Genomic DNA, 25,876 nt, shown 5'->3' with positions numbered 1-25,876 from the left:
GTTACCCCAGGCCCAGCCGGTCGGCGAACAGCAGCCGACCGGCGGCCAGGTGCCACAGCGCCATGCGGAAATCGCCCGGTGCCATCGCGAAACAACCGTCGCTGCGCCCCAGCTTGCCCCATTTTTCCAGCATCGCGGGATCGGCATACCACGCCGGATGCATCACGATCGCGCGCGTGGCGGCATTGCTGTTGTCGTCGTCCAGCCCGCCCAGCCGGATCGAGGGGCCATATTTGCCGTCATACCATTCGTAGGTGATATAGGCCCCGCGCGAGGTCGCCTCGCTGTTGACCACGTTCGAAAAGCGTTTGCAGAACCCGTCGTGTTCGGGGTCCGACCCTTTGCCATGCGCCACCAGAAACGAATGGACCATGCCGCCTTCCAGATCGGCGAAATGCAGCCGGGGCAATGACGAGGGCAACGCGAAATCGGCAATCCCGACGACATCGCTGCGCCACAGCCGGGTGCGCACGCGTTCGACCTGATCGCGCGCGAGATCGAGAATGCGCCGGTGCTGTTCGCTGATCTGCCAGCCTTGCGCAAAGACGCGCCGGGGCGTCAGCCCCGCCGCCAGCGCGCCTGCCAGAACCGTGCGGCGCTGCATTTCAGGTGCCAATCACCAGGCGATCACCCGACAGGGTGACCGGCCCCAGACGGCGCAGCACCGATCGACCCATCAGGCTGGTGCCAAGCCCGCGCACCACCACGGCATCGCTCGGTCCCAGATCGCGACCGGCCACTTCCAGCCGGTCGACATGGACATGCGCGCCATAGCCCGGCCCCGCTGCGGTGGTTACGATCTGGGCATATCGCGCAGGATCGGGCGCGATGCCCAGCGTGTTCGCATCGGCCTCGCTCAGCGCCAGGCCGTCGGCGCCGGTGTCGACCAGCAGACGCAGCGGCTGATTGTTGACAATGGCCTGGATGTGAAACTCACCGCGGGTGTCGCGATCGATGGCAAAGCCACTGCCCTGCGCATTCAACGTCGGCGCAGCGGCGACGGGGCTGGACATCGCCGGCGCCGCCGCCTTGTTGGACGCAATCCGGTCGAGCGAGGGGGCCAGAAACAGCACCAGCGCGATCAATCCCACTGCAAAGATCGCCGCGCGCTGCAACACCTGGCGATCAGCCGACCAGTTCGGCCCGGTCGGCCTCGATCTCGGCCACTTTTGCTTCGACCAGTTCGACAATGTGATCGAGCATGTCGGCCGACTGCACATGGTGGTCGGTCACCCCCGACAGATAGACCATGTGTTTGCCATTGCCGCCGCCGGTGATGCCGATATCGGTTTCGCGCGCCTCGCCCGGGCCGTTGACGACGCAGCCCAGCACCGACAGCGAAATCGGCGTCTTGATATGTTGCAGCCGCTTTTCCAGCGCCTCGACCGTGCGGATCACATCAAACCCCTGCCGCGCGCACGACGGGCATGACACGACGCGCACCCCGCGCGTGCGCAGGCCCAGGCTTTTGAGGATTTCAAAGCCGACGCGCACTTCTTCTTCGGGTTCGGCCGACAGCGACACGCGCAAGGTGTCGCCAATGCCAGCCCACAGCAGATTGCCCAGCCCGATCGACGATTTGACCGTGCCGCCGATCAGACCGCCAGCTTCGGTGATGCCCAGGTGCAACGGGCAATCAACCGCATCGGCCAACCCCATATAGGCCGCGACCGCCAGGAACACGTCCGACGCCTTCACTGCGACTTTGTATTCGTGAAAATCGTGATCCTGCAACAGCTTGATATGATCGAGCGCAGATTCGACCAGCGCCTCGGGGCAGGGCTCGCCGTATTTTTCCAGCAGGTCCTTTTCCAGGCTGCCCGCGTTGACACCGATGCGGATGGCACAGCCATTGGCCTTGGCCGCGCGCACCACTTCGGCGACGCGGTCGGCGCTGCCGATGTTGCCGGGATTGATGCGCAGGCACGCAGCACCCGCATCGGCGGCCTCGAGCGCGCGCTTGTAGTGGAAATGGATGTCCGCAATCAGCGGCACGCGCGCCGCGCGCACGATCTGGCGCAACGCCGCGGTGCTTGCCTCATCGGGGCACGATACGCGGATCAGATCGGCGCCGGCGTCTTCACAACGGCGGATCTGGTCGATCGTCGCCACCGCGTCCTCGGTCGGCGTGTTGGTCATGGTCTGCACCGTGATCGGGGCATCGCCGCCAACGGGAACACTGCCGACCATGATCTGGCGGCTTTGACGACGCGCGATATCGCGCCAGGGACGAATGGATGACATGCCCGCCCTATACCGGACGCAGCGCCCGCGCGAAAGGGATGATCGGCATCGCCCCAAGGCACCGCAAAAGGGTTTGATGTTCCGCTGGTCACGCCGGTGTTCGGGGTTTAGCGTCTGTCGCATCAGGCCGGGGGGCATCGATGGGGATAAACACGACAATTGGGGGTGACGCCGTGGCGGCCGCCCCCGCTCTGCACGATGTGGATGCGCTGGTTGCCGCAGGCCAGATCGCCGCGGCCGCCGATTTGCTCGAACGGCGGCTGACCGACGAACCGGCAATGGCCGACCTGGCCATGCCGTGGATGCAACTGGGTGGACTGCGCCGCATGCTGCGCCAACCCTATCGCGCGTTGACCGCGGTGGATCGGGCCCTGGCGCTGGCGCCGCGCGATTTCATGGCGCTGGTCATGCGGGCCACGATCATCGATCGCATCGCCCCCGACAAGGCCGGCCCGGCGTGGCACCGCGCACTGCTGCAACGGCCCGAAACCGCGCTGCCGAAACCGCTGGCCGACGCGGTGGCGATGGGCGAACAGGCCCACGCCGCGTGGCTGGCCGCGCGTGAGACGCAGCTGAGCGTGGTCGCGCAGGCGGCCTCGGCCCACGCGCCTGAAGACGAAGGCTGGCGCATGCGCCGGTTCTGCGACAACACGCTGGGCAAGACGCGCGCCTATCACAGCGAACCGGTGGCATTCTTCTATCCGGGCCTGTGCGAACGCGAATACCACCCGCGGGCATCGTTTCCGTGGCTGGCACAGCTGGAAGCGGCCACACCCGCGATCCGCGCGGAAATGGAGGCACTGCTGGCGCGGCGCGAGGCCGAGCGCGTGCCTTATATCCAATATGGCGAACACCAGACGCTCGACCAGTGGCGGCCGCTCAACCACAATCCCGACTGGAGCGCGATGCACCTGCTGCAAAACGGGCAGCGCATCGATGCCAATGCCGACCATTGCCCGGAAACGATGGCGGTGCTGGCCCGTTTGCCCCAGCCGGACATCCCCGGAACATCACCCAACGCGATGTTTTCGCTGCTGGCGCCGCACACCGCGATACCTGCGCATGTGGGTGTGTGCAATGCACGGCTGGTGTGCCATCTGCCGCTTGATGTGCCGGCCGGTTGCTGGTTCCGTGTCGGCGCCGAAACGCGGCTGTGGCACGAAGGCCAGGCTTTCGTATTCGACGACACGATCGAACACGAGGCGCTGAATCCCACCGACCAGATGCGCGTCGTGCTGATTTTTGACGTGTGGCACCCCGATTTGTCGGACGCAGAGCGCGACTGCGTGGCCAAAGTGATCGCCGCCGAACAGGCCAGCGGCGCGCTCGATTGAATTACGCCGGCGGCGCATAACCCCAGCGTCTGATCCACGGTTCCAGTACCGGCAGAATTGCCGCCAGATGGCCGGCATAGCGGTGCCAGCGGCCGGCGGCATGGCGATAGATCGGTTCGGTCACCTGGGCATAGCTGGCGGTGCGAATCACGCCGCGCGCGCGCGCCGCATCGCGGTGATCGAACTGCCCGTCGGCCCACGGCAGCGCCAGCGCATCGAACAACGGGCGCAGCACCGCTTCGGGATCGGCAACCAGATCTTCATACACGATCGTTTCGGGCGTCACGCCAAACAGCGCGGTGGATGCCTGCCAGTTGCGGAACGTCAGGTCGTACAGCGCCGCCGCGTCGTCCAGAACGAGGAAATTGGACATCGCGTCGTTCAGGCGGAAATTGGTGATGAAACAGCTGAGCAGCACATCGCACGGGTGGCGCAGCGCCAGGATGAACCGCGCATCGGGAAACAGCCGGCGGATCACCGGCACTTTGTTCAGATGCATCGGGTGCTTGTCGATCACGATCGTCGCATCGTCGAGGTCGGTAACCGTGGCAACACGCGCGAAATACCGTTCGCGCGCCGCCTCGATCGCCGCTGCCGACAGGCCCGGCAGTGCCGCGATCCCGCCCAGTTCGGTTTCGATATCGGTGATGAAGGGTTCTTCTTCCAGCACGCGGACCGCAGGCACGGTCAACAGCATGGTATCGAGCAGCGTCGTGCCCGAACGTGGAAAACCCACCAGAAAGATCGGGCTTGGCCGACGCTGTGACGGCGCGGGTGTCCATGTGGCCAGCCAGTCAGGCGTGAGCAGCGCCAATGCGTCGGCGATATCGCGGCGATAATGGGCGGCGCGCGCCTGCGGGGCGCTGGCATCGTCAAGCCAGGCCTGGTTCATTGCGGCAAACGCGACAAAAGCCTCGTCACGGCGGCCCAACCGGTCGAGCAACTGGCCGCGCAATTGCCAGCCGCGCGACGGGATCACCGCATCGCCAACGGTATCAAGCGCGGCCAGCGCCGCGTCGAATTGCCCCGCCCGTTTCAGCAGCAGCACATCGATGAACGCGATCCCGGGCGCATCGGTCCCTTCAGCCAGCGCGCGGCTGCGCAGGGCATCGAGCTCATCCTCGCGGTTGACGCGTTCGAGCACCGCGGCAAGCCCGACGATGGCGGGGGTAAAGCCCGGCGACACGGCAAGCGCACGCTGAAACGCGGTTTCGGCCCGCACGAATTCGTTGCGATGCCCGGCAATATGGCCAAAATCGGCCTGTATGTCGGCGCGATCGGGCGCGCGCGCAGCCGCTTCGGTCAGCGCGGCATAGGCGCCTTCGTCATCGCCGGTCGTGCTGAAATGGCGAAACAGCGCCAGCTGGGGATGCGGATCGTCGGCAAAGTGCGCAGATGCGGCCTGCCACACCGCCACTGCCTCTGCCGCGCGCCCGGCATCGAGCAACGCCTGGCCCAGATTGACCCGGATCGGTGGCGCATCGGGCGCATGGCGCGCCGCCTCGGTCAGCGCGCGGACCGCCGCATCGGCGTCGCCCTGCGCCGAATGGACATTGCCCAGATTGTTCCAGGCCGCCCAATCATCGGGCACTTGCGCCAGAATGATCCGGTAAAACGCGATCGCCGCCGCGGGATCGTCATTCTCTTGCGCCAGATAGGCACCCAGCCGCGCCAGCCGCAGCGTGCGATCGGCGCGCGCAGAGCGTTCGTCGCACAGCAGCCGCGCGCCCGCCTGATCGCCGGTGCGGAACAGCGCATCGGCCAGATTGGCGCGGATCACCGGGTCATCGGGCCGCATCGCCTGGGCGCGGCGCAACGGCGACACCGCCTGATCGAACGCGCCACGGTGGCAGGCAATCGCGCCGCTGAGCGCAAGCAGCGCCACATCGTCGGGGCTTGACCCCAAGGCGAGCGCAGCCTGCGCTGCGGCTTCGTCCATCCGGCCGCTGCGCGCCAGTGCAGCGATGCGGGCGATGGTGTCCGGCGGACTGGATTGCGACATGTCTTCTCCGTGGCGGGCCGAGAAAATGCCCTAACCCATACAACGAAAAAGCGGCAGCCCCCGGGTGGGGACTGCCGCCATCGGCATTGCTGCCGTTTCGTATCAGAACTTCAGCGTCGCGCTGGCGTGGAAGTTCCGGCCCAGAGCGTCGTATGTGCCCGGGTAGGTGTTGCCGTTGCAGACCGTGCCGGCGCATTCTGCCGTCGCGACCAGCGGCGGGTTGACGTCGAACAGGTTGTTGATGCCTGCGCGCAGGATCAGGTTCTGCGTAACGCGCCCTTCGATGGCCAGATCGAAATAGCTCTGCTGGCCGATGTGCGATCCGAATGCCGCGTACGACGAGGCAAGCGTCGGGCTGGGGTTGGCATAATCGACGTTGACCGGACCATAATAGCGCCACGTGACCGAGGTGGCCACGCCGCCGGTGGTCAGCGTCGCGCGCGCCTTGTGCCGCCACTTGGGCAGCGGGTTGCCGCAGGTCACGCCATAGTATCCGGCGCAGTTGTAGATCGCCGAGACGCCGTTATCGACGTTGTAGTTGGTCAGGATGTTGCCGTCGAACGCGCCGGTCAGCTGACCCCAGTTGCCCAGGCGGTGGTTGACCGTGGCGTTGATGTCAAAGCCGCGTGTCTGCACGCCACCGATGTTCTGCGTCACGTCGGTGACATAGCCGGTGTTGGTCAGCCAGATCGAGCCCGCAGGGTTGCGGTTGACCAGGCTGCACAGCGACGATGCCGACGCCGCGGTCGATCCGGAAACGCACGCCGCCAGGATGGCGTCGGCACCGATCGAGGTGATCGCGTCGCGGATCTTGATGTCGTAGTAGTCAAAGCTGATCGAATTGCCCGGCATCGTGTGCGGCGCCAGCACCACACCCAGCGTCTTGGTGATCGCGACTTCGGGGTGCAGGTTTTCGTTGCCGCCCACCAGACCGTTGTACTGACCGGCCGGGTTTGCCGCGGTCGACTGACCGACGTGCAGACCCTGCGCCAGACAGCCATAGTCGGTGGCCGTGATGGTGATGCCCGAGCAGGGATCGGTCGCGCCATCAAGCTGAACGTGCGGAACCGCAAACGTGTCCTGGATGTTCGGGGCGCGCACTGCGCGGTTGATCCCGCCGCGGAACGTGATGTCCGAAATCGGCTGGAACGTCAGGCCCAGTTTCCACGTCACCGTGTTGAAGGCGCGGTCGTCGGAATAGCTGTAATGCGAATAGCGGATACCGCCGTCGAAGTTCAGGCTGTGGATGCCCTTGTCGGTGATCAGCGGGGCATGGGTTTCAGCAATGAATTCCGACACGTTGAACGAGCCGGAAATCGGCAGCGTGGGGCCGCCCTGTCCGGCAAGATCGCCGGTGACAAATTCCGCATTCGGATTCAGCGACACGCTTTCGTGGCGGAATTCGCCACCCAGCGACAGCAGGATACCATCCGACGAACCCGGTGACTTGATGCCGTATTCGCCCAGATCGCCCGACAGGTTGGCGTCGACGATATGCTGCGTGTTGATCCCGGTCTTGGTGCCGGTCTGGCTGATATAGCTGATCGCAGCCTGCGACACGCCCGCGCCCGAGAACACGTCATAGGGCACGCAGCCCGCCGCGCCCGAGGCGCAGACCGGGCCATTGGGGCCGGCAATCACATTCAACGCATTGGTCAGGTTGTTGACCGAGACGTCGTTGTAATAGGCTTCCTTATAGGCGACTTCGCCGAACTGGTAATAGGCGTCGTAGTGCCAGCCTTTGCCCAGATCGCCGCTGGCGCCGATCACCGAGCGATAGTCCTTGTGGTTCAGGTCATCGAGACGCGGACCGCCTTCGACATTGCGCTTCAGCAGCTGGAAGTAGGCAGTGCCGGGTGCGGCAGGGGTCAGCGTGCCGAGCACGGCCGGCGACAGCGTCGACGAGAACGCCGTGGTCACCGGATACGAGCCCAGATAACCGATCACGGTGTTGGCCGGGGTGCACAGCGTCGACTGCTGCTGCGCCGAAAGCAGCGGGTTGTTGCAGTTGATCGTCAGCGTGTTGCCGAAATCGCCCGAGGGCGCGATCTGCGCTTCGGAGTGGTCCGACATGAACATGAATTCGAGGTAGGGCTGGAAAGCCGGGCTCGCGTCATAGTTGAGGAAGGCACCCGCGGTCACGCGCTGGTCTGGACGCTGGAAATAGTTGGTCGGTGCGTAGTTGTAACGCGTCAGCGCGCCGGTGGTCAGCGTGTGCGCACCCAGCGTGCCGATCGTCGAAGACGACTGACCAGGCACGAAATACAGCGCGTTGCCGTTGGCCGAGGTGGCCGAACCACCGCACTTGGTGCCGCTGCTGAGTGTGCAGGCCGAATAGCCGCGCGTGCTCTGCAGGATCGCAGCCGCGCTGCGATAGCCGGCATAGGCCGTGATATGGCCCTTGCCGTCGGCGAACTTGGTGCCCCAGGTCAGCGTGGCGTCAAAGTTGTTGCCGTTGACCGTGCTGCCCGAAGGATAGTTGTAGCCCGACAGGCCCGAAGCATTGGCGGTGCCGATAGCGCCGGCCACGACCGCGCTGTGCGCGCTGTCCTGATAGACGCCGTCATTGACGTCGATCTTGAAGCCGGTGAATTCCTTGTCGAGGACAAAGTTGACCACGCCGGCAACCGCGTCGGCACCATAGTCCACCGATGCACCACCGGTCAGCACGTCGACGCGCTTGACCAGCGACAGCGGGATGAAGTTGATGTCGGCGGCCGAGCTGGTCGGATCGCCCGGCATCAGGCGGCGACCGTCGATCAGGATCAGCGTGCGCGTATCACCCAGACCGCGCAGGCTGATCGTCGCGGTGCCGGTGGCGCCGTTCGACAGCGTCGAGGACTGTGCGGCCACCACCTGCGGCAGCTGGTTCAGCAGGTCTTCGGCCTTGGCCGTGCCCGCGATCTTGATGTCGGCGCTCGTAACCGACGTAACGGGAGCAACCGCCTTCAGGTTGGGCGACGCGATACGCGTGCCGGTAACGATGATGGTGTCGCTCGACTCGGTGGTCGATTTGGCGGTGGAGGGCAGGGCGGTAACGGCATCGCCGGCAGGGGCCTGCTGTGCCAGAGCCGGCTGTGCGGCCAAAGCCAAACCCAGCGCGACAGTGGCGACGCCCGCGTTCAGCGTGTTCAAATATGGCATGATAAGAAAGTCCCTCATTGCTGCGGTGTTCAGCGCGTGGTCAATTCCAGGGTAGGTCCGGACAAGCGACATAGTGATACAGGCTGTCTGACGGGTCGCCTAGCCCGCACCCCCCTTAGGTATTAACCCTGATGAATACGCGATTGGCAGACCGCGTGGGTCGGCTTCAAGGGGGCATTTGAAATGGGGGGTGGGTTCCATTACAGATGTAACAAAATTGCCACACCCAACCGGCCCGCACGCAATAGCGCGTCAGATCCGGCCCAGCGCGCTGGGCATGGTATCGTCCAGCACCGCGCAATAGCGCGCGATTGCCGCGCGTTCGTGGTCCGACAGGTGCGGGTTCCAGCAATCGAGAATCAGCACGGCGCGGCGCTGGTCGGAATGATTCCACGCCTCGTGTTCGATGGTATCGTCAAACGCAAAGGCCTGCCCCGCGACCCATTGGCGGGTTTCACCGCCCACGCGAAAACCGCAGTCCGGCGGAATATCCAGCGCCAGATGCACGATCGCGCGCGTGTTGGTAACGCCGGTATGCGGCGGAATGCGGGTGTGCGGTTTCAGCAACGAAAAGAATGCGTTGGGCGCCCTGCCCGGCAGCATGGTGCCAGGCACCGCCGCCAGTGCCGCGGCCGTACGCGGGCATTTGTCGAGCACCGGCTGATTGGCAACGCCATATTCCCACAGGAAACAGGCCCCCCAGTCGAGCGAACCGTCAAGCGCGGACCACACGTTCGCCGGTGCGCCTTCGCTCATGCGCACATAGGGCCGCAGCGCGCTGTCGCCGTCGTCAAGCAGCGCATGCAGTTCGCGGCGAATGGCGGGCGCCTCGGCCTCAAGCTGCGCAAACCAGGGGAAATGATGCCGGTCAAAGAATTCGTCGGCCGGCAGAAACGGGTAATGCAGACCGGCACAGACATTGGTGTAAGTGCGCCTGCGCCCCAGGGCCGTGTCGACAAAGGCGGCAATACGGCGCTGTTCGGCGGGATCGAGCGCGGCATCGGGCTGGCCCATGGCCTGTTCCACGCGCCCGGTCAGACGCTGCTCAAGAGCCGCGAAATAGGCCAGGCCCGCCGCAATCTGGTCGGCCATCGCGGGTGCGAGCGGCGGTCCATTCTGCGTCAGTTGGCGCACCGCGCTCCATGCGGCAAAGGCGCCGCTTTCATCGTTGCAGCGCTGCAACAGTTGGGCGCGCCGCACATGGGCCAGAAGATCGCGCTGATCGATCGCCAGCGCACGGTCAAGCGCCGCGGCTTCGCCCGCATCGTCGGCGTTGAGGCGGCAGGCGTGCGCCAGATTGTGCCACAAAGGCGCAGCCCGTGGATCAAGCGCGAGTGCGGCACGAAATCCGCAGACAGCCTCGTCAAAACGGCCTTCGCGCAAGGCGGTCAGTGCGTGGCGATTGAGCTGCTCGGCGGTCGCCGGCAGGGCGGTGGTTGCATCGTCGGTCACCCCGCAGCGGGTATTGCATTGCCTTCCGGTTTGGCAAGCGGCTTGTGCCGATCCGGCGCAGGCCATAAGCGTCGGGCGATGTCTGATGCACCCTCTCTGCTGAACGATGCGCGGTTCCTTGCGCACCGCCATGTCGAAGGCACCGACCGCATCCGGTTCGTCCGGCTGGACCGCGCCGGCCATGCCGCGGTTCCCTTCATCACCGATGAATACCTGGGCAACCCCGAGGTTGCCGGTGAACTGCCAATCGAGACGTGCCTGGCGCAGCGCGATGCGGGCCGGACCGGCCTGCTGTTTCATTCGGGATTTTGCGGATCGACGATGGTGGTCCGCGCGCTCGACCGCGCCGGCGTGGCGATGGGGTTGAGCGAGCCGATGCTGTTGAACGACGTTGTCGGGTATCGCCGTCGCGGCGCGCAGCCGGCGGCGGTGGCGCGGCTGGCCGATGTGTCGCTGCGCCTGCTGTCGCGTCCGTTCGCACCGGACGAAGCGGTGGTGATCAAACCGTCCAACGTGATCAACCCGCTGGCGCCGCTGTTGGTGGCCGTGCGCCCGTCAGCCAGGGCGGTATTCCTGCACGCCCCGCTTGAGGATTTTCTGGTTTCGGTGGCGCGCAAGGGCCTGGCCTGCCGGCTGTGGGCGCGCGAACTGCTGGCGGGATATCTGCACGAAGGCGCGGTGCAGCTGGGCTTTAGCGCGGATGACTATTTCCGCCAGAGCGATCTGCAAGTGGCCGCGGTCGGCTGGCTGGCGCAGCAGCAGATCTTTGCCCGCCTGGCGCGCCAGCTGGGGCCCGACCGGCTGATCACGATCGACACGACCCGCCTGCTGGACGATCCGGCGGCAAGCCTTGGGGCCATGGCGCGGCATTATGGCCTGATGCTGGATCGCGCGGCCATTGCGCACATCGTGGCCGGGCCCGTTTTTACCCGCCATTCGAAATCACAATCGGCGTTTTCCGGCGAAACGCGCAAAGCGGACTATGCGGCCGCGCGGCTGGCCTATGCCGACGAAATCGCCAAAGTCTGCGTGTGGGCCGAACGTGTCGCGCGTCAGGCCGATGTGCCGCTGGTTTTGCCCAATCCGCTTCAGACCGCGTAGCCGAACCGTTCGATCCACGGGCGCAGGACCGGCATGACCGGTGCCAGATATTCGCCATAGGGCTGCCACTGGCGCGATCCGTCGTACAACCCCTTGCGCACTTGCGACGCGCTGGCGGTCGACACCCCCCGGCGCCGTGCCGTCTGCGCAAACCGGCGCATGTCTTCGCTCCACTCCAGCCCGGCAAAGGCGCAGATCTGCGCGGTGGTGGCATCGAAATCGCCCACCAGGCGGTGATAGTCGACGAACTGCACCTGCAGCGGCAGGCGTTCGAGCGCCGCATGGGTCAACCGCATCAGCGCATCGTAGTGCCGCGCCGTGCTTTCCAGCGTGGTGAATTCCAGCGCCGCGTTCGACAGCGCGAAACTGGTGCGAAAACAGCTCCACACCACATCGCGCGGATCGCGGCGCATGACCAATATTCGCGCATCGGGAAACAGCCGCGCGATCAGCGGCAGGCGTATGCCCTTCAAAGGATCCATGTCGACAAACACCTGCCCCGCCACATCAATCCCGGCTTGGGCCACTTTGTCCCAGTACGCCGCGCGATAGGGCGCAAGTTGCGCCTGATCGGCCCGGTCAAGCCGCGCCAGTCCATCGGCATCCGCCAGATACTCAAGGTCGGCCATGCGGGTGGTGGGCCGTTCTTCCAGCCCGGTCACGCCGCGCAGCGACGTCAGCACATTGAGCAGCAGCGTCTGCCCCGAACGTGGATAGCCCAGCACGAAGATGTGCCGTGCTGCGGCATGGTCGGGTTGCGGCGCGGGTGGATCCCAGCGGTCGGGCGCAAACGCTGCCAGGCCATCGTGAATCGTGTTGATAAAGGCATGATGCGGCTGGCGACCGGCAATCTGCGCGGCGTGGATTGCGGCAAATTCCTGCTTGCCGCGCGCATAGGCCGCATAGGCCGAGGCCGGCTCGGCCAATGCCGCATGCGCGTCGCCCAGCAGCGCCCAGGCCACCGCGCGGTCGGCGGCAGGTGCAGTCCCCGATTGCAACCGCCCGGCCAGCAGATCGCGCGCAACCGCAGGCGCATCCGTTTCCATGGCAACCTGCGCCGCAGCCGCAGCCGCAGTCAGATTGGCGGGATCAAGCGCCAGCGCGCGCGCGGCATGATCGCGCGCCACACCCAGATCGCCGTCGCGCGCGGCAAGCGTTGCCACACCCGCCAGCGCGCCGACAGTGTCGGGTTGCAGGACCAATGCGCGATCATAGCACGACCGCGCCGACGTCATCGACCCTCCGGCCAGCAGAATGTCGCCGCGTTCCAGCCAGGCATCGGCAAATCCGGGATCGATCGCGATTGCGGCATCGGCATATTCGATGGCTTTGCGCATCCGCCCGGCCTGGCGCAGCAGCGCAGCCGTGGTGGTCAATGTGTTGGGATCGCGCGGTGCCAGGCGCAGCGCAACCGCCAGAAGCGCCAATCCCGCCTGCACGTCGCCCTGCATGGCATGCTGCCAGGCCACGATATTGTACGGCATCGGATCGGATGTGCCCGCGTCGATCATCGCGCGCGCTTGGACGGCCATCTGATCGAACGGTTCAGTCATGGTTGGCGACCCGGTTTGCCCGGCAAGACCTGTGTTGCGTCATGATCGTCAACAACCCCCTCCTGATCGATTTGGCAAGGCGGCACAATCAGGCCCGAAAACCCCGCCGGACCATGCCGCCGGCGCCGTACGGACCCCGCATCGCGCCTACCCACCCCTTGCAAACGAAAGGGCGGGCACACCTGATGGTGTGCCCGCCCCCGTTGTTCGCAAAGTCCCGAAGGATCAGAACTTGAGCTTGGCCGTGATGGCAAAGCGACGGCCCAGCGTGTCGTACGTCGACGGATACGTGTTACCGCTGTTGAACGACGTCGAACCGATGGTGCTGCCGACGATCGGCGGCTGCTTGTTGAACATGTTCTGAACCGTGCCGACGAAGGTCAGGCGCGAATTCATCGCGTAACGCAGGCTGAAGTCAAAGTAGTTGTACGCCGAAATGTGACCGAAGTTCACATTGTCGCCGCTCAACGAACCCAGACCGCTCGGCAGAGCGCCGCTGTATGCTGCGCCATTGTTGGTAACGTCCAGCGTTTCCTGGTTGATCGCGCTGAGGTGACGCCACAGCAGCGACACATCAAACTTGCTGTAATGCAGGCTGTTGCGCACCGACCACTGCCAGCCGGGCTGGATCGAGCCGCACGAAGCGCTGAAATAGCCAGCGCATTCGTGCACGTCCGAAGTCGGGGTGACCTGGAACTGCTGCTTGATCGTGTGGTTGGCCGTGACGTCCACGTTCCAGCGCACCGCACCGAAGGTGTGGTCATAGTCAGCCTTGAAATCAAAGCCGCTGGTGTAGAGGTAGCCAAGGTTGCCCAGAACGCCATAGAGACCCGGGGTGTCGGCCGAGCTGCCGTCAAGACCGCCGGTCAGCGCGTTGCGCTGGATAACGGTACAGGCCGGGTTGCTGGCGCTGCTCGAGGTAACGCCCGAACCCGACGAATCGCCGAAGCAGGCGTTGATCAGGTCGGTCGCGGTCGGCGAGGTAATCGCGTTGGTGACCTTGATGCGGTAGTAATCGAGCGAGAACGACAGATGCGGAACCTGAACCGGCTCGACAACCGTGCCGAACGTGAACGTGTTGGCCGTTTCGGGCCGCACGTTGATGTTGCCGCCTGACGTGACGTTGGCCTGCGCCGCGCTGGGGTTGGCAATGCTGCCGATCGACGACGACGGTGCACCCTGGGCCAGACAGACCGCGCGCAGGTTGGCATTCGAGCTGGGTGCCGAACCGGCGCAAGGATCGGTCAGCAGGTTGGTCAGACCGGTGGTGGCCGGCGTGAACAGTTCACCGATGTTCGGCGCGCGAACCGCGTGGGCAAAGCTGCCGCGGAACTTCAGCCCGTTCGACGGGGCCCAGGTCAAGGCTGTCTTGTACGACCAGGTGTTTTCACCCGCGCCGCCAGGAACCTTGTAGCTGGAATAGCGTGCGCCGCCTTCGATCTGCGCCAGCTTGATGAAGGGCTTGTCTTCAACCAGCGGGGCAACGAGTTCGGCAAAGCCTTCCCAGACCTTGTAACCGCCGTTGATGGTCGGCGCGGCGCCACCGGCACCGCCCAGTTCGCCAGGCGTCTGGGCCAGGATGTCGGCCTGCTGCGTGGCGTGGTAGTAGCGGTATTCGGTACCCAGCGCGAAGCTGACCGGGTTGGCTGCGGCGGGCATTTTCCAGCCGAAATCACCCGAAACCTGGCCGTGAACCTGAGCCAGCGAGGTCTGGATCGTGGTGGTCGAGGGCGAAGTCAGATACCCGGCCATCGCCTGGCTGATCGAGCCTTCGGGGCCGAAGATGTTCAGCGGGACGCACCCGACGCCGCTGAAGCACGACGTCGTGTTCGACGCGTTCAGCGCGTTCTGCACGTGGTCGGTCAGCACATAGCCGGTTTCCGACTGGGTGTTGGTGCTCAGGCCATAGGCAGCGTGCACGTCCCAGTTGATCGTCGAGGTGATCTTGCCGTCCATGCCGATTTTCATATCGAACATCTGCGTGACAAAATCGCTGTTGCGCGTGCCGGTTTCGGGCATGCGGCGCTTCAGCACGGTCGTCCAGGTCTGGTAACCGGGGCTCGACGGGCTGGTGGCGGTGGCCGCAGCGTTGCACTGCGCCTGGCTCAGCGGCGAGAACTCGGTATAGACGCCGCTCAGGCTGCCCGAGCAGATCTGGTTGCGCAGCGTCGACGACATGTAGGGGTTGCTGAGCGGGATCGACACGGTCGAACCGAACACGCCCGACGGCGCAACGATGGTTTCCACGCTGTTGCGCGAGAACATGCCGCGGGCATAGACTTCGAGGTTGTCCGAAACCTCGTAGTTTGCCTTGGCAAACATGTTGTACCGTTCATACGGCGTCTGGAACAGGTTGAAGGGGTTGAAGTTGTACGGGGTGTAGCCGCTCTGCAGCCCGCCGCCGGTCGGATCGATCGAATAGGTGCCGGTGTGCGGCGCGCCCGTGGTCGGGTTGACCGTGCGCAGCGAGAAACGGCTGGGAACGGCCGTGCCCGAGCCGCTGCCCGAACCCGAATAGCTGCCGACGTTGTATTCCGAATAGTCGCGATCGCCCTGATAGACGGCCTCGACCTTCTGGTAGCCCACGCTCAGCACCGCGTTGCCGCGGCCGTCGGCGAAATTGCCGCCAACGGTCAGATCGGCGCGGAACTTGTTGCCGTCGTTGTGGCCGGTGATGTCATCACCCAGGTCCAGTTCAACGCCTGTGAAATTCTTCTTGGTAACAAAGTTGATCACGCCGGTGATCGCGTCGGCACCATACGTGGTCACCGCGCCGCCGGTCAGAACATCGACCCGGCTGACAAGCGCCACGGGGATGTTGTTGAGGTCGGTCACGCCGCTGAGGTTGGCGGGAACGATACGGTCACCGTCCAGCACGACCAGGTTGCGGTTCGAACCCAGGCCACGCAAGTTGGCAAACGATGCGCCGCCGTTGCCGTTGTTCACCGACGAGCCGATGTCGGGAACCAGGCCCGGAACATCGCGCAGCAGTTCTTCGGCGTTCGTGCCCTGCTTCAGTTCGATTTCGGCGGCCGAGGTCGAAATGACCGGGCTGGCCAGCTTGATGTTCGGGTTGCGGATCAGCGATCCGGTAACGACGATCGTCGACGACGTGTCGGTGGTGGCTGGCGCTTGCTCGTCGGCAAAAGCCGGCGCGGACAGCATGGCGAAACCGAGGACCGCCGTGGCGACACCCGTGTTCAATTTGCCGATGTGCTTCATTACAGAATCATCCCCCAGTGATGTGGCGGACCTGGATAGGTCGGCGCCGCGCAGGACCAGGCAACAGCACTCGAAACGAAGTTTGATCCCGGCCCGCGTTCGCGAACCGATCCCTTCAATCCGTTGAGCAAATGTTGGAACCCCCGGTATGCCAGCGATTGGCAGCAGCAGGCGGGTTTCGTAAAGTGTTCAGCCAATATCATTTGCAGAATTGTGGCGAATGTAACCATTTCGCAACACAAACGCCTGATTTTTATATTAAAATTGGTAAATAAACGTCCAGCCCAGAGGTTGATTTACGTATTTTTACGATTATACCGAAGAAGTATTAAAGCCGCATTTATAAGTATTTTCCGAAACGCGGTGTCAGAACTGTCAAGATTTGCCGATATGTCCGCGCGCCGCCAGACACATGCCACCGCGGCGTCCGGTGGCCGATCGCCTGGCAAGGGCACGCCAACGAAAAGGGCGGCCCTTGCGGACCGCCCTTGTGCCGGCTGGACTCTCGATCGGCCTAGAAGTCGATCTTGGCACCGATGCGGAAGAACCGGCCGATATATCCCGAATCGCCCCACGCGGGGTTGAACATGTAGAACGTGCTGCCGTCGCCATAGCCGCCCGCCGGATCGAACGGCGGCCGGGCGTTGAGCAGGTTCTTCACATCGGCATAGATGGTGAAGTGATCGTCGACCTTGTGATGGATGTCGAGATCGGCGGTAAACACCGAACGCACGCTCGGTGTCACCTGCATCGTTGCGTTCGGCCCGGTCTGCCAGGTCGCCAGATAGCCGATGTCGGCATTGTATTCCGAATAGCCGCTGGTGAAATTGCCGGTCAAAGTCACATTGGTGCGGTTGTGGAAATCGAACGTGTTCTGCCATACCGCGCGCCAGCGCGGCGTGCCCGAACACGCGGTAATGTTGCATGGCCCCAGCGTACCGGCAAAGACTTCGGCACCGGCCGAGGTATATTGGGTCAGCTTTGACAGATACGACACGTTCAGACCGCTGCGCAGGCTGACCCCGCCCTTGTCGCTGAGCGGCAGGCGCAAGTCCGCGCCAAAGTCAAAGCCCGAAGCGACTTCGGACTGGGCGTTGACATAGCTCGACACGATGAACCCGATCAGCGGCAGCGCATTGGGGTTGGTCGGGTCCTTCTGACCGGGCAGCACGGTGACGCCAGGCACATTCACCACGCCGTTGTTGGCATAATACTGGGCAATCGCGTCGATCACCGGCGTGCCTTCCTGCGCCACGCTGACAATGATGCCGTCGATCTTGGTGTGCCAGTAATCCACCGTAAAGGTCAGATTGCGGGTCGGGCGCAGCACTGTGCCGATGGTGTACGACTGCGACCGTTCGGGGGCCAGACCGGGATTGCCCTGGCTGGTTTCACCGACGTTGTAGCCGGTTGTGGTATAGGCCGCGTTGCCCGGGTGCGACGCGCAGAACGTGGCATATGCGGGGTTGGGGCAAACCGGCTGTTCGCCGACATAGCCTGTGGTCGGATAGCCATAGAGCTGGCTGAACGTCGGGATGTGGAAACCCTTGCCATAGGTACCGCGCAGCTCGAACTGCTTGATCGGCTTGAACGTCGCTTCGAACTTGGGCGAAAACGCGTGCTGGCCGCTGGAATAATGGTCGTAGCGGCCATCGGCCTTGACCTTGAGGCTTTCCAGGATCGGCACGGTGATTTCGTAAAAGCCCGAATAGACGTGGCGCGAACCGATCACCGACACCGGATTCAGCGAATAGGCGCCATCATAGGCGTTGGCATTGCCAAACTGGACCGACGGTTCGTTGACCGCTTCAAAGCGGTATTCGGCGCCCACCGCAACGTTCAGATCACCGCCCGGGAGCTTGACGAAATTGTGGTTCAACGTGCCCAGGAACTGGGTCTCGCGCGAACGGGCCACGTCGTTCACGGTCGGCGCGATCTGGTCGCGCGCGCTTTGCGAATTGGCCCCCGGGTTGGTGAAATCGTAGGTGCCCTGCGCCACTGCATTGAGCAGATCCTGCGCGTTGATATAGTTCAGATACGTCAGGCCCAGGTTGATCCACGAGGTGGTGCCCTGGATATCATAGAACCAGTCGCCGGCGAACGCGCCGCTGATGCCGCCCGAAATGCGATAGGTCTTGGCATCGGTCAGGGTCTGCGTCGGACGATCATACAGCCCCGACAGCTGCGCCGACTGACCCGAGGCGGCAAACGGATTGTTGGGGTTCAGCCTGGCGCCCGCGCTGCCGGCGGCGCAAGTCGTGGTCGAATTGCCGTTGCCATCGACGCCGCCGACCCCGCCCGGGCAGACATACGTCGGCAGGACGATGTTGTTGACGTAATTGACGCTGTTGGCGATCGTGTTGACATAGCCGGTATAGGCAACCGGGCCGGCCTGCGAAAACGTCTTGGTTTCGGCATAGTTGACCATCACATAGGCCTGCGCATCGCCAAAGTTTCTGGTCAGACGCGAATTGGCACCGATGCGGATGATCTGCGGCGCATACATGTTGTATTGCTTTGCGCCGTCCTGCTGACAGACCACGCCGCTGGTCGGCACGCCCGACGCGGCGCCCGCGGCCTGCTGCGTGGCATTCAGCTGGGTGGCGGCCAGGCCACTGCAGCCGGCCGCCGGGTTGAGCAGCTGGAACTGGCCGGTGCCCACGCCGTTGACCGGATCCCACGGCCGCGCATAGGGCACGGTGGTGGTCTGAAAGCCCAGATAGCTGCCATCGGCCTGGATGCCGTTGGCGGCGAAATTGGTCATGCAATCGCCCATGCCGTCGCAGATATGGCTCAGGTCCGATGATGTGCCGCGCGTGCTGTCATAGACCGCATCGTTCTTCTGGTATTCGGCATTGATGTAGAAGTTGTAGCCATCGCGCTTCAGGCTGCCGATGCCCCAGCTGCCGTCGATGCGGCGTTCGCCCGCATCGCCCAGCTGCGAAATGCCGCCCGACATGTTGAGGTGAAGGCCCTGGATTTCCTTCTTGATAATCACGTTGACCACACCGGCCACCGCGTCGGCGCCATAGGCCGCCGATGCGCCGTCCTGCAGGATCTGCACGTTGTCGACGATCGATTCGGGGATCGTGTTGATATCGACAAAGTTGCGATAGCCGTCATCGGCCAGCGGATAGATCGCACTGCGCAAACCGTTGAAGATGGTCAGGGTATAGCCATCGTTGAACCCGCGCAGCGACGGTGCACTGGCCCCGGTGGCGAAACCGAACACCGACCAGCTGCTGGTCAAAGTGCCCGAATTGTTCGCAGGCGTCAGTTGCAGCGCATCGGCCACCGAGGTGATACCCCGGTTTTCAAGATTTTCGGCGGTAATCGCCACCACCGGCGAAGCCGTGGCGGTGGCCGGGTTCTTCGACACCGAGCCGGTAACGATGATCACGTCCTTGCTGTCGGCTGCGGTGGCAGGCGCGGCCTGCTGGGCCAGCGCCGGCGTCGCCAGCATCGCCAGGCCGAGCGCGGCAGACGCCACCCCGGTGGTAAGCGTGTTCACATGCTTCATAACCGATTGAACCCTTTTCAAGATTGGGCCCGGCGATTCGGGCGCCCCTGCGCAGGACCGGAGAGCAACGCATGAAAAGGTGCGCAGCGCCGGCCGGAAAACCAGCGGTGCGCGACGTGACATCCCCGGAAGGGCCGAAAGCTGGCAGGTGAGCGCCGCAGCGGCAACCTGCCTATTGGGTCACTGCGGTGATTTGCCGTGACTGTAGTGTTTTTGCCACATATGTGTCACGCAATTGTCGCAGTCGGGTCGCGGACCGTATCAGCGGTCCTGCAAAAACAGCAGCGGGTCCAGCCTGCGGCGATGCCAGGTCAGCCCCCAATGCAGGTGCGGCCCGGTTGCGCGGCCGGTCATGCCGACCTGGCAGATTGTCTGCCCCTGTGCGACAGCAGCACCTTGACCGATCGACACGGTGCGGGCGTGGAGCATCGCACTGTTCAGCCCCATGCCGTGATCGATGATGATCAGATGACCTTCCAGCGTGAACAGGTCGGCCACCGCGGCCAGCACGACAACGCCATCGGCCGGCGCGACAATCGCCGTGCCCGCGCCTGCCGCGATATCCATGCCCCCGTGATACGCCGCCGGCACACCGCGAAACACCCGCTGCGCGCCAAACCGCCCCGACATCGGCCCGCGCGCCGGGTGGATCATCGTCTGGCGCCACCCTTGCGCGCCGGTGTCGTGCGCGCGCGCCGTGCGGATCCGGGCCAGTTCGTCTGCGCGCCGGCGCGCGAATTCGGCATCGGGCATGCCCGCGGGGTGCATCGGCGTATCAACGTGTTCGATCGGCCAGGCGCGCGGGGCAATGCCCAGCGCCTGGCGCACCGGGCCCGCCGGTGTTTCGGCCACCAGCGTCGCAACAGGCACGGCATCGCGGTCAAATGCGATCAGGAATGCGCCGTCTGCGGCATACGCCAGCGCCTGATCGTCCAGCCGCAGAGCGGTCGTCCCTTGCGGCACACGCCCGCGCAGCCAGCCACCCTGTGTGGGCTGCCCGCGCAATGCGAACCGGTCATCTGCGGCCAAGGCCGGCGCGGCCACCCAGGCGGCTGCGGCGGCCAGGGCCGTGCGACGGGTTAGGCGCAAATCCTAAGCCTGTTCGAGCAGGCGCTTTGTCGCGATTTCGGCACTGGCATAGGCCTCCTGCCGTTCCGCGCTCCAATAGCGCAGCACATCGAGCGGGATGCGCGCAGCGGTCACCGCGCAGATCACATGGTCGCCCGCGGACAATTGGCGAAAGGTGCCCGGCAGGTAATGAAGCCGCGCAAGGCGGCCGGCGGGAGGTGTCAGCATATCCAGCATTTTAGGCGAGGTTTCCGTTCAAAGCAATTTGGGTTGTTGCGGGGCGGTGGCAGGCGTCGCTTTGGCGCGGGCGCCGCGCGGTGTCACCGCCAGCGTGCCATCGGCAAATTTCAATGTCAGTTCGGCCTCGGCCTGTGCAACGCTGCGCGTCTTGATCACGTGCCCCGATGCGTCGGTCACCAGCACATAGCCGCGCAGCAGCGGCGCTTCGGGATCGAGCGATCGGCGCAACCGGTCAAGCGCATCGACCCGCGCGCGCGCGGTGGCGATCCTTTGCAACAGCGCCTCTGGCCGCAGGCGCAACGCGCCCAGCCGTTCGGTTTCGCGCCGCAGGCGCGCCTCGAGCAAAGCCGGGCGCAGCGCGCCGGCATGGCGCGCCAGTTGCGCCTTGGCCAGTTCGGTGCGGTGGCCAAGCGAACGCCGCAGCCGATCGCCCAGATCGTCCAGACGTTGCGCCTGCGCCTGCAGCAAAGCCTGCGGCTGGGGCAGGCGCCGCGCGCGCTGGTCAAGCCGTTCGCGCGCCTGCGCCAGTTGCCGCCCGATCGCGCGCAGGCGCCGCGCCTCAAGCTCGGCCAGCGTGCCGGCCAGTTCGGCGCGCACCGGCACGGCCATTTCCGCCGCTGCGGTTGGCGTCGGCGCGCGGCGGTCGGCGGCGAAATCGGCCAGCGTGGTGTCGGTTTCGTGGCCCACCGCGCTGATCACCGGGATGGTCGACCCCGCAATCGCGCGCACCACCTCTTCCTCGTTGAACGCCCACAAGTCCTCGATCGAACCGCCCCCGCGCGCCACGATCACCAGGTCAGGGCGTGGTACCGGGCCACCGGGGGCCAGTTCGGAAAACCCGCGCACCGCCGCGGCAATCTGGGGGGCAGCACCCTGGCCCTGCACCAGAACCGGCCAGACCACGACATGGCTGGGAAACCGGTCGCGCAGCCGATGCAGGATATCGCGGATCACCGCGCCGGTGGGCGATGTCACCACCCCGATCACGCGCGGCAGATAGGGGATCGCGCGTTTGCGCTGCGCATCGAACAGGCCCTCGGCGGCCAGCCGCGCCTTGGTCTTTTCGAGCAAGGCCAGCAGCGCGCCTTCGCCGGCGATTTCCATCCGCTCGATCACGATCTGGTAATTCGACCGGCCGGGATAGGTCGTCAGCTTGCCCGTGGCGATCACCTCGATCCCGTCGGCGGGCGCAAACCCCAGCCTTTGCACGCCACCGCGCCACATCACCCCGTCCAGCCGGGCATTTTCATCCTTCAGGCTGAGATAAAGGTGCCCGGACGCGGCGCGCTTGACCCCCGACAGCTCGCCGCGCACGCGGACAAATCCGAACCTGTCCTCCACCGTGCGCTTCAACAGATTGGACAGTTCCGAAATCGACAGCGCCGGGGCGTTGTCGCCCGCGGTTTCCCTCGCTAACAGGCCAGGCATGGCGGCGTCATCGCCGGGAAGGTGAGAATTCATGAATATCCTGTTGCTGGGCAGCGGTGGGCGCGAACATGCGCTGGCGTGGAAACTGGCCCAAAGCGCGCATCTGGGCAAGCTTCATGCGGCACCCGGCAATCCGGGCATTGCCGAACATGCCCGGTGCCACGCGCTTGACCTGTCCGATCATGGCGCGGTTGTGGCGTTCTGCCATGAACATGCCATCGGCCTGGTGGTGGTCGGCCCCGAAGCCCCGCTGGTCGACGGTCTGGCCGACAGCTTGCGCGCCGCGGCGATCAGGGTGTTCGGCCCGAACCAGGCCGCCGCACAGCTGGAAGGATCGAAAGGCTTTACCAAGGATCTTTGTTCGCGCGCCGGAATCCCCACCGCCGGCTATGTGCGCACGTCGAACCAGGATGATGCGCTGGCGGCGTTGGCGCAGTTCGGCCTGCCGGTGGTGATCAAGGCCGATGGCCTGGCCGCCGGCAAAGGCGTGGTGATCGCCCAGACCGCACAAGACGCGCGCGATGCCATCGCCGACATGTTTGCCGGCGGGTTTGGCGATGCCGGCGCCGAAGTGGTGATCGAGGAATTCATGACCGGCGAAGAGGCCAGCTTTTTCGCGCTGACCGATGGCGCGACGATCGTGGCATTCGGATCGGCGCAGGATCACAAGCGCGTCGGCGATGGCGATACCGGCCCCAACACCGGCGGCATGGGCGCCTATAGCCCCGCGCGCGTCCTGACGCCCGCGCTTGAACGCGAAGTCATGACGCGGATCATCGCCCCCACGGTCAAGGCGATGGCCGACGCGGGCATGGCCTATTCGGGCGTGCTGTTTGCCGGGCTGATGCTGACGTCCGAGGGGCCCAAACTGATCGAATACAATTGCCGTTTCGGCGATCCAGAATGCCAGGTGCTGATGCTGCGGCTGAAAAGCGATCTGGTCGACGTGCTGTCGGCAGTGGCCGACAACCGGCTGGGCTCAATCCCTCACCCCGACTTTTCGCCCGAACCCGCGCTGACCGTGGTCCTGGCCGCCACCGGCTATCCCGCCAGTCCGGTCAAGGGCGGGATGATCGCCGATCTTGCCAGCGCCGAAACCCAGGGCGCCAAAGTGTTTCATGCAGGAACCGTGCGCGACGACGCCGGCGTGCTGCGCGCCAGCGGCGGCCGCGTGCTGAACGTGTGCGCGCGCGGTCAAACCGTGCGTGCCGCGCGCGACAGCGCCTATCGCGCGGTCGATGCGATCGATTTTGGCCAGGGTTTCTGCCGGCGCGACATCGGCTGGCGCGAAATCGCGCGCGAAGACGGCGAATAGAGCGGACCCGGTTCAGCCGGCAACAAGACCGGCGCCGTCGGCGGGTACTTCGATGCACAGGTCGGGCGGGGTCCCGGCCGGGGTGCGATAATGCGCCAGGACCGCATCGCGCACCGCATCGACCCGATCGCGCCGCATCACGCCGACCACCGCGCCGCCAAAGCCGCCACCGGTCTGGCGCGCGCCGCCGTCGACGCCAATCGCGGCGTTGAGCAGGTCGGCCAGCCGGTCGGTCTGCGGCACGGTAATGCCGAAATCTTGCGCCTGCGACAGGTGCGAATCGCGCATCAGGCGTCCGGTCGCGATCAGATCGTCTGCGGCCAGCGCCCGTGCAGCGTCCAGCGCGCGGCGATTGTCGCCAATCACGTGGCGCGCACGGTGCCAGGCGCGATCATCCAGCCGGCCTATTGCCGCGTGCAACATGGCGTCATCCGCATCGCGCAAGGCGGCCACGCCCAGAAAGGCCGCGGCACGTTCGCATTCGCTGCGGCGCGTGTTGTATTCACCGTCGACCAGCCCGCGTTCCACCCCCGATTGTACGATCATCACCGCCACATCGTCGGGCATGCGAATGGTCCGCAGCGCCAGACTGCGGCAATCAATCAGCAGGGCATGGCCGGCCCGCGTTGCCGCGCTGGCAATCTGATCCAGATTGCCGCAGCGCACGCCGGGAAAGCCGCATTCGGCACGCTGCGCCAGCAGCGCGATATCGAGCGCGGGCCATTCCACCCCCGCTGCGGCCAGCAGCGCGTGGACCAGGGCCACCTCCAGACTGGCGGACGACGACAACCCGGTGCCCCGCGCAATATTCCCCGCGATCGCCAGCATCCCGCCTGGCACGGCAATGCCGGCCCGCGTCAGTTCATCGACCGTTCCGCGCACATAATTGCGCCAGCCGCCACCCGGCAGGGCACCGACCCGGGCGGGCGAAAACCGGTCGCATTCGCCCAGATCGAGCGCAGCGACTTGCAGATCCGCACCTGCAACGGGGGTAAAGGCCACCCGCGTTTCCGCCCCGATCGCGATCGGCATGGCAAAGCCGTCGTTGTAATCGGTGTGTTCGCCAATCAGATTGACCCGGCCCGGCGCGCGGCTGTTGATGTGCGGCGCCGCGCCATAGGCATCGACGAACCCGGCACGCAGCCGCGCGGCCAGCATCATGCCTGCGCGCCGTTTGACGGCGCGACCGCGCGCAGCCGCGCGGCGGCGATTTCGGGGGTCAGATCGCGCTGCGGTTCGGCCAGCATCTCAAACCCGACCATGAATTTGCGCACGGTGGCCGATCGCAGCAGCGGCGGATAGAAATGCGCGTGCAACCGCCAGGCGTGGGGTGCGGCGCTGTTGCCCGGCGCCTGGTGCCAGCCCATCGAATACGGCATGGTGCAATCGAACAGCGCATCATAGCGCCCGGTGATATCGCGCAGGATGCGGGCCAGCGCATCGCGCGCGGCATCATCCAGCGCCTCGATCCGGGCAACCGGATCGCGCGCAATCAGCAGCACTTCAAACGGCCAGGCCGCCCAGAACGGCACCACCGCCAGCCAATGGGCATTGGCCGATACCACGCGCGTGCCCGCATCACGTTCACGCGTGACCACCTGATCAAGCAGGACCGTGCCATGGCGCTGGTGCCAGGCGGCCTGTTCGCGATCTTCGTCGACGAGCTCACTGGGCACGAAATCGCTCGCCCAGATCTGGCCATGCGGGTGCGGGCTGGAACACCCCATCATCGCGCCCTTGTTTTCAAACACCTGCACATAGGCATAGTGCGCCGACAGCTGTGCCGATTGCTCGGCCCAGGTGTCGACCAGCGCGCGCACCGCGGGCGTATCAAGATCGGGCAGGGTCTTGGCGTGATCGGGCGAATAGCAGATCACCCGCGCCTCGCCCCGCGCCGGGGCCATCACAAACAGATCGTCTGCGCTGTCGGGTGCGGGCGTGGTCGGGATCAAAGCGGGAAAATCGTTGGGAAAGACCAGCGTCGCGCGATAGTCAGGGTTGACCACCCCGCCGGTGCGCGTGTTGCCGGGGCACAGATAGCACTCCGCATCCCATGACGGCCCGCCGCGCGCCGCCACCGCGCCGGTTTCACCCTGCCACGGACGTTTCGCCCGGTGCGGGGAAACCAGCACCCAGCGGCCGGTCAACAGGTTGCGGCGCCGGTGCGGGTGATCGGTCGGGTCAAATGTGGTCATGGCCAGGGGTTACCCCGCGTGCAGAACCGGCGGTACCTGAAAATCCGATATATCCGGT

Annotated in this window: 17 protein-coding genes; 3 read left to right on the top strand and 14 right to left on the bottom strand. The window is 65.1% G+C overall.

Annotated features, from left to right (window positions below; genetic code table 11):
- Position 1: 1 nt before the first annotated feature.
- The 3 genes from G404_RS0109260 to ispG are packed head-to-tail and all read right to left on the bottom strand — an operon-like array spanning position 2 to position 2,244.
- Positions 2-604: a murein L,D-transpeptidase catalytic domain-containing protein gene (locus G404_RS0109260; protein ID WP_028640830.1), complete on the bottom strand. Its 603-nt coding sequence runs from the start codon at positions 602-604 to the stop codon at positions 2-4.
- 1 nt (position 605) lies between these two features.
- Positions 606-1,118 (bottom strand): retropepsin-like aspartic protease family protein, encoded by a 513-nt coding sequence (locus tag G404_RS0109255; RefSeq protein ID WP_051280441.1) that lies wholly within the window; start codon positions 1,116-1,118, stop codon positions 606-608.
- A gap of 7 nt (positions 1,119-1,125) precedes the next feature.
- Positions 1,126-2,244, bottom strand: coding sequence for a flavodoxin-dependent (E)-4-hydroxy-3-methylbut-2-enyl-diphosphate synthase (gene ispG, locus G404_RS0109250; RefSeq protein ID WP_028640828.1), 1,119 nt, complete (start codon positions 2,242-2,244; stop codon positions 1,126-1,128).
- A 173-nt stretch (positions 2,245-2,417) separates the two neighbouring features.
- Between ispG and G404_RS0109245 the strand changes: the two genes are divergently transcribed.
- Positions 2,418-3,578, top strand: coding sequence for an aspartyl/asparaginyl beta-hydroxylase domain-containing protein (locus tag G404_RS0109245; RefSeq protein ID WP_028640827.1), 1,161 nt, complete (start codon positions 2,418-2,420; stop codon positions 3,576-3,578).
- Position 3,579: 1 nt separating this feature from the next.
- On the opposite strand, the gene G404_RS18665 is transcribed toward G404_RS0109245, so the two are convergent.
- The 3 genes from G404_RS18665 to G404_RS0109230 all read right to left on the bottom strand — a co-directional run bounded on the left by G404_RS18665 (position 3,580) and on the right by G404_RS0109230 (position 10,176).
- Positions 3,580-5,580 (bottom strand): tetratricopeptide repeat-containing sulfotransferase family protein, encoded by a 2,001-nt coding sequence (locus tag G404_RS18665; protein ID WP_036520897.1) that lies wholly within the window; start codon positions 5,578-5,580, stop codon positions 3,580-3,582.
- 102 nt (positions 5,581-5,682) lie between these two features.
- Positions 5,683-8,724, bottom strand: a complete 3,042-nt coding sequence (locus G404_RS0109235; protein WP_028640826.1) for a TonB-dependent receptor domain-containing protein — start codon at positions 8,722-8,724, stop codon at positions 5,683-5,685.
- A 252-nt stretch (positions 8,725-8,976) separates the two neighbouring features.
- Positions 8,977-10,176, bottom strand: coding sequence for an aspartyl/asparaginyl beta-hydroxylase domain-containing protein (locus G404_RS0109230; RefSeq protein ID WP_036520894.1), 1,200 nt, complete (start codon positions 10,174-10,176; stop codon positions 8,977-8,979).
- 78 nt (positions 10,177-10,254) lie between these two features.
- Here G404_RS0109230 and G404_RS0109225 point away from each other — a divergent pair, with 78 nt between their 5' ends.
- Positions 10,255-11,277, top strand: a complete 1,023-nt coding sequence (locus tag G404_RS0109225) for a hypothetical protein (RefSeq protein ID WP_036520891.1) — start codon at positions 10,255-10,257, stop codon at positions 11,275-11,277.
- Here G404_RS0109225 and G404_RS0109220 read toward each other — a convergent pair.
- The 6 genes from G404_RS0109220 to xseA all read right to left on the bottom strand — a co-directional run bounded on the left by G404_RS0109220 (position 11,265) and on the right by xseA (position 22,341).
- Positions 11,265-12,830 carry a tetratricopeptide repeat-containing sulfotransferase family protein gene (locus G404_RS0109220; RefSeq protein ID WP_028640824.1) on the bottom strand — a complete coding sequence of 522 codons (1,566 nt, stop codon included), beginning with the start codon at positions 12,828-12,830 and terminating at the stop codon, positions 11,265-11,267. The genes G404_RS0109225 and G404_RS0109220 overlap by 13 nt on opposite strands.
- A 225-nt stretch (positions 12,831-13,055) precedes the next feature.
- The gene (locus G404_RS0109215; RefSeq protein ID WP_028640823.1) at positions 13,056-16,052 is read right to left on the bottom strand and encodes a TonB-dependent receptor domain-containing protein; all 2,997 of its coding nucleotides are present in this window, start codon (positions 16,050-16,052) and stop codon (positions 13,056-13,058) included.
- Between the two features lie 514 nt (positions 16,053-16,566).
- Positions 16,567-19,572: a TonB-dependent receptor plug domain-containing protein gene (locus G404_RS0109210; RefSeq protein WP_051280439.1), complete on the bottom strand. Its 3,006-nt coding sequence runs from the start codon at positions 19,570-19,572 to the stop codon at positions 16,567-16,569.
- Between the two features lie 261 nt (positions 19,573-19,833).
- Positions 19,834-20,661 carry a M23 family metallopeptidase gene (locus G404_RS0109205; protein ID WP_051280437.1) on the bottom strand — a complete coding sequence of 276 codons (828 nt, stop codon included), beginning with the start codon at positions 20,659-20,661 and terminating at the stop codon, positions 19,834-19,836.
- A 3-nt stretch (positions 20,662-20,664) separates the two neighbouring features.
- Positions 20,665-20,868: a DUF2093 domain-containing protein gene (locus tag G404_RS0109200; RefSeq protein ID WP_028640820.1), complete on the bottom strand. Its 204-nt coding sequence runs from the start codon at positions 20,866-20,868 to the stop codon at positions 20,665-20,667.
- A gap of 27 nt (positions 20,869-20,895) precedes the next feature.
- Complete coding sequence (xseA, locus tag G404_RS0109195) at positions 20,896-22,341, bottom strand: exodeoxyribonuclease VII large subunit (RefSeq protein WP_028640819.1); 1,446 nt, start codon at positions 22,339-22,341, stop codon at positions 20,896-20,898.
- Between xseA and purD the strand changes: the two genes are divergently transcribed.
- Positions 22,340-23,623, top strand: a complete 1,284-nt coding sequence (purD, locus tag G404_RS0109190; RefSeq protein WP_028640818.1) for a phosphoribosylamine--glycine ligase — start codon at positions 22,340-22,342, stop codon at positions 23,621-23,623. The two genes, xseA and purD, sit on opposite strands and share 2 nt — an antisense overlap.
- 12 nt (positions 23,624-23,635) lie before the next feature.
- Here purD and galK read toward each other — a convergent pair whose 3' ends face one another.
- Both galK and G404_RS0109180 read right to left on the bottom strand, forming a co-directional pair.
- A complete protein-coding gene (gene galK, locus G404_RS0109185) occupies positions 23,636-24,784 on the bottom strand; it encodes a galactokinase (RefSeq protein WP_028640817.1) in 1,149 nt (382 codons plus the stop codon).
- Positions 24,781-25,818 carry a UDP-glucose--hexose-1-phosphate uridylyltransferase gene (locus G404_RS0109180; RefSeq protein ID WP_028640816.1) on the bottom strand — a complete coding sequence of 346 codons (1,038 nt, stop codon included), beginning with the start codon at positions 25,816-25,818 and terminating at the stop codon, positions 24,781-24,783. The genes galK and G404_RS0109180 overlap by 4 nt, the downstream gene beginning before the upstream one ends.
- Between the last annotated feature and the right edge of the window lie 58 nt (positions 25,819-25,876).

Origin of the sequence: Novosphingobium acidiphilum DSM 19966 (assembly GCF_000429005.1) — a bacterium.
Taxonomy (GTDB): Bacteria; Pseudomonadota; Alphaproteobacteria; order Sphingomonadales; family Sphingomonadaceae; genus Novosphingobium; species Novosphingobium acidiphilum.
The sequence above is the reverse complement of the archived record's forward strand: the minus strand, read 5'-3'. Positions and strand labels throughout refer to the sequence as shown.